Below are 12,188 nucleotides of genomic sequence, written 5' to 3'. Positions count from 1 at the left end.
TCAAGTGTGAATGGCGTCAGACCTCACACTTCACAGAAGCTGACCAGATTGAGATGTCTGCGGGAAATTATCGCGCGCAATCAATGCAGTAGAGGCTTGTAGGGTCAACCTCCAGGCGCCTGGGGTTGATGTGTTCACCGCATTCCATACATTCCCCGTATTCATCGTTGTCGATCCGTAGCAGAGCTGCTTCGGTCAGCCGTAAATGTTGTTCAGCCCGTTGCTTACCAGCCTTTGCCATTGCCTGGCTTTGCAGGGCATCCATCCGCGAGAGCCGGCCGACGCTTTGCTGATCGAGGTGAACGGTTCCGCTTGTCTCATCACGGATTTCGCTGGTTGAGAGCAGATCCTCACGAAGTTGCAACAGCAGTTGACGAAATGTTTCCAGTTCTTCCGGGGCCATTTTTTTACCTCTTGTTCTCTGGTTATTCTCTGGGGCCGATAAGCGAGGCCCAGCGCAAACATGTTACAGAAGATAGGGATCAGTGCAGAGCTCATTGTTAAACCATACTCGATTTAACATAATATACATTATGCGCAGTACGGTATGCCGTTTTGGTGCAGTTTTGGGTCGGTTGGACGACCACAAAAAGTGCTAAAGAATAGCCACAGAAAGTACTAAATTTTCACAGGAAGTGCTAAATCCGTCGCCCACCTCTCTATCTCTATGATTCTGAACGTTTTCCGGATTTTTCCCGAATAGTGCCTTTCGGGCGATCAATGCCTGGGATTCTGGCGATTAATTTCGATGGTGGAATAGCGTCAGCCCCGGCCAGAACTATGTCAGTTTGGGTGACACAAACTGACGCAAAAAGAATGCGTATGTCTGGACGGATGAGCTGCTTCCCCGAGTAGCCCTGTCGAGGTCATCTTCCGTAACAGACCTAGTTTTAGTGTCAGCAGACTCAATATCGTCCAATACCTTACGCGCTTCGTGATGAGCCACTTCATTTGCGAAACGAACTCTCTTCGCACGCTCTTTGAGGTCCTCGTCATAAAGATATCAGCCGCTCGCTTGGCCTTGGCAACGACAACTTCAGTAGGAGGATCGATATCGCGTTTCAGATAGAGAGCGCTTGCTAAAAGCGAGGCGTAGCCTGGCATCTGCATAAGAGCGATAATTTCCTCGCGCTCGATGACATGCAGCTCGACGCCGTGCTCTTGCTCTATTTCCTCTTCCCATTTTTTGCGGTCGGCGTTGCCAACTTTGGCGGGTGTCGCGAAGATAAGCTTTCTGAGATCAGCTTTGCGATCTCGATTTTTGTTCGCGAATGCCATTTTCTCTCAGAGATTAGTTGGTGAAAATCCACCCCCTCCAAAAAATGCGCTCCATCGAACGTTAACACATTCGTGTAAACCTCTGTCGATTCGACACTTCTATGGCCCAGAAGTTGACTCACGAACTTCAACGGCCGCCCGTGCAGGAGCAGATGTACCGCAAAGCTGTGCCGAAAGGTTTGACACCCAATCTTGAACGGTGCCTCTCCCCCAACCTGTTCAATCAACCGGTCGATGTTCGCACTCACCACCTGGCGCGTGATCGGAAAGATTCACTCGTCCTTCCGAAACTTCCCCATCCACAGGTAGCTCTGGATCCGGGTCTGAAAGTCCCGATCCAAGATCGGAACAAACCGTTTCGGTGAGCGTTTCAGGCTGCGTTTGCTGGGCCGCCCTGCCCCTTGTTTCAGCGTCTTGAGCATCACGCCGAAGTCGTAGCTGTCGTCGATGAAGCTGGCCTGGGTGATCGCCAGCACCTAGGGTTTGAGCAGGTACTTGGGCATGGTGTCCAGGCTTTCGAGCAGCATTGGCCGTTTGGCGATCAGCCGGTCCCAGTCGATCTCGACCCGCTGGATCGGGAACGACACCAGGGGCCGCTCTTCGAATCCAAACGGACGGAGGCCCCTACTCTCCTAATACGCTACAAGAGCACTTGGCGTTGATGCAGGGGCAATGGGCAGGTGTTGAGTGAGCCGGGGGTATTGCCCCACCCAGTACAAACCCCGGGGATAAATGGCACTTAATCCGCAGCAACTGCTATGTTGAGAGTCAGGAAGATTTCTTGTCTGGCCTGATGCCGGGCAGGAAGCAGTGTCCGACTCAACCTGTGTGAGGAATGCCATGGATTATGATTTTTTGGATGAAAGCGGGCAAATTCTTCGTGAGGCTGGCCGTCTCGGCAAGATTGATCCCAATGTCATTGAGTTTCTTGCCGCACCGGGGCGTGTGGTGACGTTTCGCATTCCGATGAAAATGGACGACGGCAGTTTCCGGGTGTTTGATGCCCATCGTGTCCGCTACAACGATGCCCTCGGGCCGAGCCGGGACGGGACGCGGATTTCCCCCGATCTCGACCTGGATGAGGTGAAATCCCTCGCGATGATCATGTCGATCAAGCATGCCGCGGGACGCATCCCCGCCGGTGGCGGCAAGGGGGGTATCGTGGCCGACCCGCGTGAACTGAGTGACCGGGAGTTCGAGTCACTCTGCCGCGCCTATATCCGCTTCCTGCGTCCGAGAGGGCAAGCCTACGATGTACCCGGCGCCGATATCGGCACGGATCTGCAAACCATGAGCTGGATGCTGGACGAATACGAGTCGATCACCGGCTACCATGAACCGGCTGCGATCAATGACAAACCGCCCATCCTCGGCGGCTCGCTGGGGGGCTATGAGGCCACCGGGAGCGGTGTTTTCGATGTGTTCCGGGAAGCGGCGAGGCAGGCCGACTTTGACATCGAAAATGCCCGCATTGCCATCCAGGGATTCGGCCAGGTCGGCTCGGTGGCGGCGACCATGTTCTACGAAGCCGGCTGTGATGTTGTGGCAGTTTGCGATAGCCATGGCGGCGTTTATTCCAACGATGGTATCGATATTCCGGCCCTGTTGGCGCACAAGAAATCCACCGGAAAAGTCTCGGGCTATGCCGGCAGCGAGCCGATAACCAGTGAATCCATTCTGGAATGTGACTGCGATGTGCTGGTGCCTGCTTCGGTTCAGGGCGTAATTACCGCGGACAACGCGGACCGGATCCAGGCCCGGATGGTGGTGGAGGCCGCGAATGCGCCAACCACGTTGAAAGCCGATGCGATGCTGCTGGAAAGGGGCGTCATCATTGTGCCGGATGTGCTGGCCAATGCCGGCAGCGTGCACCTGTGCCAGATGGAGCGCAGTCAGGGTCTCTCGGATAATTACTGGGATATCGAGACCATCAACGGCCTCCGACAGGAACGGTTAGCGCGGGGCTACCGGGAAGCCGTGAACACGGCGGCCGCGCACCAGCTGAAATCAGTCCGGCTGGGGGCGTGGATCAACGGGCTCAAGCGCATTGAAGAGGCGATGCACCTGCGTGGTTGGTGCTAGAGCCCCGTCCGGCTAAACGGGTGCACCACCGTTCGATGTCTTTCAGCCAGTGCCGGACGGAATCCCTACCACGCCTGCACGAAAAGCTGCGGACGTTCAATACCAGCCGGTCACGACGAGCAGCTATAGTGTGATGATCCACCAACGTCAAAAAACTCCGGCGGCTTCAGCCGGTAGTATTTCTTCTCCACGTCTTTCGATTGTTCGGCGTATGGCTGCGTCATGACTTCCTGCAGTTCCCGCAGCAAAGCGTAGTTCCCCGCTGCCGCTTGCTGATAGGCAGGCACAACGAACCACTCCCGCAAACTGTACTTTGGGTTGACCAGCTTCATCTGACTGGAAAGCTCATCACAAGAGCGAGATTGAGTGAGCGACTTCCATTCTGTGAGCCACGCTGACCAGCGCTCGTCTATCCCTTCGGGGTCTAAAGCATAGGTCCGCCCCCGGTAGAAGCTTGTTTTGAGTGGCTCAATGTCGTCGGGCACCAACGAGAGTTCCCTGAAAAACAGAGTGTAATCAACCGGCGTTTGCATCATCAGCTTTGCCAGCTCGCTGAATAGGCCTGCGTCAAAAGCGTCAATTCCCAGTTTGGCCGACCACATCTTCTCCATTTGCTGTTGCATCACCTTCGGAAACTCACCTTCAATTTCGTCGAGCTGCCGCAGGCAGTATGGATGCGCAGCCAACAGTGGCCGCACCGCCGAACAAAACGAGTGGAAATTACGTTCTGCCGCCATTGGTTGGTTAAGGAACGAAAAGTGTCGTCCGCCTCCCGTCCATGGTTGGTACTGCGGATCAAACGCATCGCAGAATCCAAAGGGTCCATAGTCGAGCGTGAAGCCGCCGGCCGCACAGTTGTCACTGTTGAAGTTGCCCTGGCAGTAGCCGACGCGGATCCAGTTCGCCACAAGTGACGTGAGCCGGTTAAGGAACTCGCGCGCAAGCAACACTACTTTTTCGGCGGTGGTCAGTGTCTGGTCGATAACGTCACCGTACTCACGATCGATAAGATGCAAGACTATCTTCTCGAGCTCCTCCATCGCTTTTGGATGCTCTTTCTTGCGGGCACGACGACTGAAGAGCTCGAGCTGCCCTACCCTGATGAATGACGGTGCAACGCGCGTAGAGATGGCGACTGGCTCGGATATCAGCACGTCTGGGTTCATTGAGTGTGAGCCCTCCGAATACCACGGACGCCTGACTTTCTCGGTTTTCGACACGTACAGACTCAGAGACCGTGACGTTGGCACACCGAGTGCGTGCATGTGCTCCTGTGCCAGGAACTCCCGGACACTGGACCGCAGAACGGCCCGACCGTCCGCGCCGCGGCAGTAGGGTGTGCGCCCTCCCCCTTTCAGCTGCATTTCCCAGCGCTGACCATTGATGACAGCCTCAAGCACCGAAATTGCGCGACCGTCGCCGTATCCGTTGCCGGTCTGGAACGGGCATTGCTGGTAGAATTCGGTGCCGTAGATAGAAAGTGCGTAGCCACATGCCCACCCGACTTTGCGCATCGAGTCCGGAACATGCGCTAAGTCGCCGGAGAACATGCTGACGAAGTCGCCCGACTGCGCCATGCTGTCGGCGAAGCCCAGTTCGCGAAACAGGTCTTTCCCGTGCGCGACATATTCGGGGTTTTCGATTGGCGTGGGAATAACCGGAACATAGTGGCCGGAGAAGACTTGTCGCGGCGCGTGGTCAGCTCCGTTTGCTTTCCCCTCAGGATCGCAGTTGAGAGTATCCATAAGGGAATAGTCTGCCAACGTTGCGAGATCGTCTAGGGTCGCGACTATAGGTTGTGGTTCCTGGGACAGTCGCTTTGGCATAGGGACTCCTCATATTCTCGCGATTTGCCGTACCCGCCTTTAGCCGTTCGGCTGGCTAGCGAGCTCCTTCAGTGCTTCCATGGCTTCATCGGTTCGATCGCTGGGCACGAACATGTGGTCGTGATAGAAGCCGGCGATGACATTGGTTGTAATTCCCCGTGCGGCAAGCAAGCTCGTTACAACGGATGTGAGCCCCAGAGCTTCGAGACTGGAGTGTCCTTCGAGCGTAATGCGACGGAAGACTCTGGAGTAGTCCAGGCCCTCAGCTTTGGCCTGTTCCAAAGGAACGACCAGCGTAAGACCTTCCAATTCAGCAATGCTGACAATGGGTTTGAGCTTTTCCAGCTCACCATACTGTGCGCGAGCCACAGTGCAATAAACGTAGGTACTCGGATCAAGTTTTGGTGAGAGCTGCGTTATCAAATCCTGTAGAAACTGCGTTCGCTTCATTTTTGAGTATCCTCTGGTCGAATGTCGTGGGCATCGCTTCTTTTGGAAGTTTCAGAATAACCTCTACCAAGCTAATCGTTCCACGCTTAAATTATGCTGCTTAGGGTCCGGACGACGAATTTAGCACTTTGTGTGGTTGTTCACTGGACGTGTGCAGCGCGGGTCAAAATTATCGTCGGAGCTGCCAGAATCCGGAGTAACCAGTGTCAGAGCCCGAACGGGAAGGTTTCCGGCATACCCGAACCCGCCTCCGGGTTTTTTTCCACGTCCCGCCACCCTTCTTCGCCTATCAGCGGAACAAACCTGACCCCGCCGAGCTCTGCGGTCTCCATTTCTTCCTCGCTGGTGCGGGTAATACGTAACAGTTTCTGTTCGTGCACACTGGGACCAACAGGAATCACCAGGCGACCGCCGATGACCAGTTGCCTGGTAAGGGAGCGGGGCACCACGGGTCCTCCAGCAGTTACAACAATGGCATCAAAGGGGGCATGCTCCGCCCAGCCCAGAGTTCCATCACCGCAAAGAACTGAAACATTGTCATAGCCCAGTTTGGATAAGCGTTCCCGGGCCAGATTCGCCAGCCCCCGGTGGCGCTCAACCGTATACACCTGTTTCACAATCCGGGAGAGGATGGCCGCCGCATAGCCAGAGCCGCTACCGATCTCCAGCACCTTATCTCCCGGCTTGAGCTGCATCGCCTCCGTCATCAGGGCGACAATATAGGGCTGGGAAATGGTCTGCCCCTCATCTATGGGCAAGGGGGAGTCATCATAGGCAAATTCGGCCAGGTCAAGGCCGACAAAAACCTCTCGTGGAACAGCCTCCATAGCATCCAGCACCAACTTATCCTGAATGCCTCTCTTTACCAGTAGACCCATAAATGCTTTTTTATTGTCGCGTAGATCATTTTTCATGATGATCCTCCTCATTGGTGTTCTGGGGCTTTTCCTCCCTATAAGGAAGTTTAGTACCTACCGTGGTTGTCCATCGCATTGAATGACACTCATCAACCATCACCCCACTGACTGATCTTCCCTTCTGGCAATTTCGTACTTCTTTCAGCTATGCAGGAACCGGTGTTACAAGATGACTATATGAACGCCTCTTGTCCTCGCTGGCGCACTAAAAGGAGCATCTCAAAGCTATGCGTTATTTCGTGGCCGTCTCAATACTCTTGCTCGCAGGATGCGCATCCACTGGTAACATGTCGCCTTCGGGAACCCAGTTCAAACACCTGGACTTGAGATCTCAATCACTTGTTGGGCTCTACGATCTGGGAGTGAATCGACGCAGGATCGAGTTACTGAGGAGCCGCCTTATAGAGCGCGGTATTGCCGTCGACTGATGTCATAGATACGGGGCATGCCAGCGTGGCGTTTACAGAGCCTGTTTACGTGAACTCAGACCAGGCCCGAAAGTCAAAGCGGGCGACATGCTTGATGTACCGGAACGGGTGCTCTATCTTGATAGTTAGAGGTGTCTTTGAGGGATAAGTCGAAGTTTTAATTTCGTCCAGCTAAGAGGCAATAGAATATAACAATATGTTAGTCAATAGAGTAGCCACAAGAGATTCCGTTCATCAATTATTTGATTCGGTGGATGCTATTTCTGTTCAAGGGTACGATGAAGAGCGTAGAGTTACCTATTGGAATACAGGTAGCGAATTAATTTATGGCTACACCAAAGAAGAGGCTTTAGGGAGAAAATTAGAAGAACTCATTATTCCTGAAAGTATGCGTGACTTTGTCGTCTCTGCACATAGTAACTGGCTCGACCAAGGTATAGAAATCCCTGCATCAGAACTTACATTGCGTCAAAAAAATGGCAAAGATGTAAGTGTTTTTTCAAATCATGTTTTGTTTGTTGATGAAAATAATAAAAAAGAAATGTATTGTATCGATATCAATTTAGCTGAGGTTAGGCAAGCTCAAGCACAAGCAGTATTTAAAGAAAATATGCTTGAAGCCGTACTTGAAGCAACGCCCGACCTGTTTTTCTTAATGGAAGAAAATGGAACCATCATTGATTATCATGCTAGTGACAAAAAAAATCTCTACGTTTCAGCAAAAGAGTTTGTTGGGAATTCCATAGTTGATCTATTGCCAGAGAATGTCGCCAGAAAGTTTAAATCTTATATTGCTAAAGCAATAGATCAAGGTGGCGTATCAAGTTTTGAATATGAGTTAAATATGCCTCATGGTACGACTTACTTTGAAGCACGACTTAGTCACTTGCAAGAATATAAACAAGTAGTCATCGTTGTTCGTGATATCACCGAACAGCACAATTCTGCCGAAATAATACGGCAACACGCCTATTTTGACACTTTGACTCTATTGCCCAATCGGTTTTTATCCCTCGATCGATTATCACAAATACTTGAGGAAGCTAAAAGAAGTAGCGAGAAAATCGCTGTGCTTTTTTTAGATCTAGATGATTTTAAAAAGGTAAATGACTCATTAGGTCATGGAGTAGGCGACAAACTACTTATCGAAGCAGCCAAAAGATTAAAGTACGCATTGCGAAAATCAGATACTGTAGGTCGCTTAGGTGGCGATGAGTTTATTGTTTTGTTAAGAGCCCTCGCAGATGATAACAATGCCATAGACATTGCTGAAAACTTGCTGAAAGTTTTTAGAGAGCCGTTTCAAATTGATGGCAGAGAACTAATTCTGACATTAAGTATTGGTATTGCCATTTATCCTGAAAATGGTATTTGCGCCTCTGATTTGTTACGCAATGCCGATACCGCAATGTACCAAGCAAAAGCATCAGGGCGTAATTCATATTCATTTTTTACGAAAGAAATGAATGAGATCATGTTACGTCGTTTCGAAATAGAGGGGCAACTCCATAGCGCGCTGGAACGTAACGAATTTGAAGTACATTATCAGCCCAAGTTTGATGTAAAAACCGGAAATATTGTTGGTGCAGAAGCTTTACTTCGCTGGAAAAATCCAGCCCTGGGTAATGTAAGGCCCGATGAGTTTATTCCGATTGCTGAGCATACTGGATTAATTGTACCTATCGGAAAATATGTTGTTAAAGAAGCGCTCAGATTTTTAAATGAATGGGAATCTGCTCATCAACGAGATTACACAATGGCGGTTAATCTATCTCCCCGTCAATTCAGGGATAAAGACTTAATCAAATTTATTAAAAATTCTCTTAGTGATGCGAGCATTAAACCTGAAAGTTTTGAATTTGAAATTACCGAAGGTGTATTAATTATCGGTAACTCTTATATCGATGACGCGTTAGATGAACTGCATAAGCTGGGTGTTAAGTTATCAATGGACGACTTTGGAAAAGGATACTCATCCTTAAGTTATTTGCGGAAATATTCGTTTGACATATTAAAAATAGACCAGAGCTTTATCAACGGTATGACGTTAAACAAAGAAGATTTTAACCTTGTAAAAGCAACAATAGCGATGGCGCATAGTTTGGATTTGCTTGTAGTTGCTGAAGGTGTTGAAATGCGCAAACAACTTACGCTACTGGATGAATTGGGGTGTGACCTAGTGCAAGGATATTACTTTAGTCGAGCTATACCGGCTAAAGAACTGATTGCTTTTCAGCACCCCGAAGATAATTAAAGATTGCCTGATAAGATCCAAGCGCCCACTGCAATCAGTGTCAGGCCACCAATGATTTCAGCCTTCTGGCCGAACAGTGAACCCACGACTCGTCCCAACATGACGCCCAACGTAACCATCACTGTTGTGGCCAGGCCAATTAGCCCAGCTGCCAGAAATATACTCACCTCTACAAATGCCAGACCTACACCCACTGCCATTGCATCAATACTGGTGCCAAATGCGGTCAAAGCAATCTTGAGAAAAGAATGTCTGGAGGGTTTTTCTATCTCTTCCCTACTTGGACTCAGGCCTTCATAGAGCATGTGTAAGCCGAGAGCCACCAATACCGCGAATGCTATCCAGTGACCCCAGGCATCCACATAAGACGCGGCGACATTACCGATTAACCAACCGATGAGAGGCGTGATGGCCTCAATTGATCCAAAAATGAGACCCATTCTTAATGCTTCGAAGAAACGGGGATTTTTAAGGCTTGCTCCTTTGCCTATGGCTACTGCAAAGGCATCAGTAGACATTGAAAGAGCTAACAATAGAAGGGCTAGGGGGTTCATTCGATATTCTCCGGTCAGGCGCTGAGTCCACGACACATCCACACGCCCGACCATCAGGCATGGATATATCGATGGTCTCGCCAACCGAGAGGTGTTCGTACCATGGCATGTGGCCAGGTATGTTGATACGAACTCTTCCGAACATCGGAAGCAGGCTACTCCCCAAAGAGCGCTAAACTTAACACAGTCGCCTTACGAATCAAACTGGAAGGCGGTTAACTTAACCGCGAGGCTCTTGCGCCTCCGGAAAGTGGCCTCGGGTGGCGTTGGCAAAACGCACCAGAGCCAGCATTACTGGCACCTCCACGAGAACCCCTACCACCGTGGCCAACGCCGCGCCGGACTGCAAACCAAACAGGGCAATGGCGACTGCCACGGCCAACTCGAAGAAGTTACTGGCGCCGATCAGACCAGCAGGCGCTGCGATGCTATGGGGCACTTTCCAGGCCTTGGCCCAGCCATAAGCGATGAAGAAGACCAGAACAGTCTGAAGAATCAGCGGAATAGCGATCAGCACGATATGCAACGGATTAGCGATGATCACGTCGCCCTGGAATGCGAACAGCAACACCAGAGTGATGATCAAGCCAATCGGAGTGATGGGTGCCAGGCGTTTCATGAAAACGTTGTCGAACCATTCGATACCACGCCGTTTGATAACAGCCTGACGAGTTAGATAACCGGCGCCCAATGGAATGACAATGTAGAGCACCACAGACAGGATGACTGTATCCCAGGGAACCTGAATGTTCGAGACGCCAAGCAGGAAAACGACGATGGGCGCGAAAGCGAATAGCATGATCAAATCGTTGAGCGCAACCTGAACCAGGGTGTAGGCAGCGTCGCCTCGCGTGAGGTAGCTCCACACAAAGACCATGGCGGTACAGGGTGCAGCACCCAGCAAGATAGCCCCGGCCAGATACTCATTGGCTCGTTCGGCAGCAATCAGAGGCGCGAACACCACGGTAAAGAAGAACCAGGCGATAGCAAACATGGTGAAGGGCTTTACCAGCCAGTTCACTGCCGTGGTAATAACCAACCCCTTGGGCTGACGGCGAACGCCGAGGATCGACGTGAAATCAATCTGCACCATCATGGGAAAGATCATTGCCCAGATCAGTACCGCTACCGGGATCGACACTTGCGCATACTCGAAGCGCGACAGGACCTCAGGGACGACCGGAGCGAACTGCCCTATCAACACACCCGCTACAATGGACAGGGCTACCCAGAGCGAGAGAAAACGTTCAAACAGCCCCATACCTTCAGACGTGCTGGGGGCCTGTGAGAGCCTAGATGAAGTCATGGTGCGTCTCGCAGGTAAATTTGGTGCACTCAACCGCTCTTCTGACGGACAGTCCATCTTCGGGGCGGTATAAACACACCCCCCCAGCAATGATCAGCTAGTCACTTTGCGCGACCTTGCAGTTCCTGCTGATGCTCCAGTATTTGCTCCATCATCAACTGCATCTGATCCATGCGTTTTTCCATAAACTGGAAGCGGTCCTCCGGTTTAATTGCAGGTTGGCCCTGGCTGGAATTCCCCTGCATACCCTGACCGTTCATCATACCCTGACCGTTCATCATACCCTGACCGTTCATCATACCGTGGTTGCCCATCATACCGTCACGCATCATGTGCATCTGCTCTTGCATGAGCTCCATATGCTCTTGCATGAGCTCTTGATGGTCTTGTCCGGGATTTTGCCGCATCTGGCCACTCATATCCTGCATGCGGGACATATTCTGTTGCATTTCCTGCATCTGCTCCGGGGAGGTCATCATACCACCAGGCCCCTGCTGGTTACCTGAACCATGCGCCCAGACAATCGGTGTGGCCATAATCAACGAGATTGCGATTACTTTGGTGAAACTCTTCATAGCGAAGCTCCTTAACGAGGTCGATTTGCGACATATTCAGTAAACTTCATCTACCTGAATCGAACCTGAATTTATGCTCAAATCAACCTCACGATTGCTGTACATCAAGTTTTTGCTGGTCGATTCAGCCGTCAGATCGCGTTGACAACTTCAGACAGCATGTCCCTCACCTCACCTGCAATCTCCTCGAGTTGCTTATTACCAATTGCTGTCATGGATGAAACGGGGTCAACCGCACTAACCTCAACGCCCTCGGTTGTCTCGCGAAGAATGACGTTGCATGGCAACATTGCACCTACCCGAGGTTCTACGCCGATCGCTTCCCAGGCCATGTTTGGATTACATGCCCCGAGAATTGTGTAGGCGAGCATATCCTTGTCCAGTTTCTTTTTCATGGTGGCCTTGACGTCTATTTCCGTCAAAATCCCGAAACCCCGGTCGGCAAGGGCTTTACGGGTCCGTTCGTCCACTTCAGCGAAACCGGCATTCTGGATAACGCGATTCATTGTATAAGACAT

The 12,188-nt window shown here is 51.3% G+C and carries 14 protein-coding genes and 1 riboswitch; of the genes, 3 read left to right on the top strand and 11 right to left on the bottom strand.

The genetic code is table 11. From position 1 onward, the window contains the following. Nucleotides 1–67: 67 nt before the first annotated feature. The 4 genes from BUA49_RS13730 to BUA49_RS18070 all read right to left on the bottom strand — a co-directional run bounded on the left by BUA49_RS13730 (nt 68) and on the right by BUA49_RS18070 (nt 1,754). On the bottom strand, nt 68–403 hold the full coding sequence (locus BUA49_RS13730) for a TraR/DksA family transcriptional regulator (RefSeq protein ID WP_072798558.1): 336 nt from the start codon (nt 401–403) through the stop codon (nt 68–70). Between the two features lie 380 nt (nt 404–783). Beyond that, nucleotides 784–1,278, bottom strand: coding sequence for a hypothetical protein (locus BUA49_RS17805; RefSeq protein WP_175547583.1), 495 nt, complete (start codon nt 1,276–1,278; stop codon nt 784–786). Next, nucleotides 1,167–1,541 (bottom strand): tyrosine-type recombinase/integrase, encoded by a 375-nt coding sequence (locus BUA49_RS18075; RefSeq protein ID WP_267283718.1) that lies wholly within the window; start codon nt 1,539–1,541, stop codon nt 1,167–1,169. Before BUA49_RS18075 ends, BUA49_RS17805 begins: the two co-directional genes overlap by 112 nt. Nucleotides 1,542–1,550: 9 nt before the next feature. Beyond that, nucleotides 1,551–1,754: a hypothetical protein gene (locus BUA49_RS18070; protein WP_228704493.1), complete on the bottom strand. Its 204-nt coding sequence runs from the start codon at nt 1,752–1,754 to the stop codon at nt 1,551–1,553. Between the two features lie 364 nt (nt 1,755–2,118). Between BUA49_RS18070 and BUA49_RS13715 the strand changes: the two genes are divergently transcribed. Continuing rightward, entirely contained in the window at nt 2,119–3,360 is a 1,242-nt protein-coding gene (locus BUA49_RS13715) for a Glu/Leu/Phe/Val family dehydrogenase (protein WP_072798555.1), read from the top strand. Between the two features lie 110 nt (nt 3,361–3,470). Here BUA49_RS13715 and BUA49_RS13710 read toward each other — a convergent pair whose 3' ends face one another. From BUA49_RS13710 to BUA49_RS13700, 3 genes are all read right to left on the bottom strand, one after another. Then, complete coding sequence (locus BUA49_RS13710; protein WP_072798553.1) at nt 3,471–5,186, bottom strand: protein adenylyltransferase SelO; 1,716 nt, start codon at nt 5,184–5,186, stop codon at nt 3,471–3,473. Between the two features lie 39 nt (nt 5,187–5,225). Next, complete coding sequence (locus tag BUA49_RS13705) at nt 5,226–5,636, bottom strand: ACT domain-containing protein (RefSeq protein ID WP_072798552.1); 411 nt, start codon at nt 5,634–5,636, stop codon at nt 5,226–5,228. 206 nt (nt 5,637–5,842) lie between these two features. Next, the gene (locus tag BUA49_RS13700; RefSeq protein WP_072798550.1) at nt 5,843–6,550 is read right to left on the bottom strand and encodes a protein-L-isoaspartate(D-aspartate) O-methyltransferase; all 708 of its coding nucleotides are present in this window, start codon (nt 6,548–6,550) and stop codon (nt 5,843–5,845) included. Between the two features lie 230 nt (nt 6,551–6,780). On the opposite strand from BUA49_RS13700, the gene BUA49_RS17555 reads away from it, so the two are divergent. After that, entirely contained in the window at nt 6,781–6,981 is a 201-nt protein-coding gene (locus tag BUA49_RS17555; RefSeq protein WP_084063591.1) for a DUF1499 domain-containing protein, read from the top strand. 196 nt (nt 6,982–7,177) lie between these two features. Continuing rightward, the gene (locus tag BUA49_RS13690) at nt 7,178–9,235 is read left to right on the top strand and encodes a sensor domain-containing protein (RefSeq protein ID WP_072798548.1); all 2,058 of its coding nucleotides are present in this window, start codon (nt 7,178–7,180) and stop codon (nt 9,233–9,235) included. On the opposite strand, the gene BUA49_RS13685 is transcribed toward BUA49_RS13690, so the two are convergent. From BUA49_RS13685 to BUA49_RS13670, 4 genes are all read right to left on the bottom strand, one after another. Continuing rightward, nucleotides 9,232–9,789, bottom strand: a complete 558-nt coding sequence (locus tag BUA49_RS13685; RefSeq protein ID WP_072798546.1) for a manganese efflux pump MntP — start codon at nt 9,787–9,789, stop codon at nt 9,232–9,234. The two genes, BUA49_RS13690 and BUA49_RS13685, sit on opposite strands and share 4 nt — an antisense overlap. A gap of 7 nt (nt 9,790–9,796) precedes the next feature. Then, nucleotides 9,797–9,965, bottom strand: a riboswitch (yybP-ykoY riboswitch). A 44-nt stretch (nt 9,966–10,009) separates the two neighbouring features. Then, nucleotides 10,010–11,095, bottom strand: coding sequence for an ACR3 family arsenite efflux transporter (gene arsB, locus BUA49_RS13680; RefSeq protein ID WP_072798544.1), 1,086 nt, complete (start codon nt 11,093–11,095; stop codon nt 10,010–10,012). Nucleotides 11,096–11,196: 101 nt separating this feature from the next. Next, on the bottom strand, nt 11,197–11,670 hold the full coding sequence (locus BUA49_RS13675; protein WP_072798543.1) for a hypothetical protein: 474 nt from the start codon (nt 11,668–11,670) through the stop codon (nt 11,197–11,199). A gap of 131 nt (nt 11,671–11,801) precedes the next feature. After that, nucleotides 11,802–12,188: a DUF302 domain-containing protein gene (locus BUA49_RS13670; RefSeq protein WP_072798541.1), complete on the bottom strand. Its 387-nt coding sequence runs from the start codon at nt 12,186–12,188 to the stop codon at nt 11,802–11,804.

It is taken from the genome of Marinobacter antarcticus (assembly GCF_900142385.1).
Lineage (GTDB): Bacteria > Pseudomonadota > Gammaproteobacteria > Pseudomonadales > Oleiphilaceae > Marinobacter > Marinobacter antarcticus.
This window is presented reverse-complemented; position numbering and strand designations above follow the sequence as displayed.

Coding starts and splice junctions, on each gene's coding strand:
- BUA49_RS13730 (WP_072798558.1), bottom strand. CDS start 403: ATGGCCCCGGAAGAACTGGAAACATTTCGTCAACTGCTGTTGCAACTT.
- BUA49_RS13705 (WP_072798552.1), bottom strand. CDS start 5,636: ATGAAGCGAACGCAGTTTCTACAGGATTTGATAACGCAGCTCTCACCA.
- BUA49_RS13715 (WP_072798555.1), top strand. CDS start 2,119: ATGGATTATGATTTTTTGGATGAAAGCGGGCAAATTCTTCGTGAGGCT.
- BUA49_RS13700 (WP_072798550.1), bottom strand. CDS start 6,550: ATGAAAAATGATCTACGCGACAATAAAAAAGCATTTATGGGTCTACTG.
- BUA49_RS13710 (WP_072798553.1), bottom strand. CDS start 5,186: ATGCCAAAGCGACTGTCCCAGGAACCACAACCTATAGTCGCGACCCTA.
- BUA49_RS13675 (WP_072798543.1), bottom strand. CDS start 11,670: ATGAAGAGTTTCACCAAAGTAATCGCAATCTCGTTGATTATGGCCACA.
- BUA49_RS17555 (WP_084063591.1), top strand. CDS start 6,781: ATGCGTTATTTCGTGGCCGTCTCAATACTCTTGCTCGCAGGATGCGCA.
- BUA49_RS13685 (WP_072798546.1), bottom strand. CDS start 9,789: ATGAACCCCCTAGCCCTTCTATTGTTAGCTCTTTCAATGTCTACTGAT.
- BUA49_RS13690 (WP_072798548.1), top strand. CDS start 7,178: ATGTTAGTCAATAGAGTAGCCACAAGAGATTCCGTTCATCAATTATTT.
- BUA49_RS17805 (WP_175547583.1), bottom strand. CDS start 1,278: ATGGCATTCGCGAACAAAAATCGAGATCGCAAAGCTGATCTCAGAAAG.
- BUA49_RS13670 (WP_072798541.1), bottom strand. CDS start 12,188: ATGTCTTATACAATGAATCGCGTTATCCAGAATGCCGGTTTCGCTGAA.
- arsB (WP_072798544.1), bottom strand. CDS start 11,095: ATGACTTCATCTAGGCTCTCACAGGCCCCCAGCACGTCTGAAGGTATG.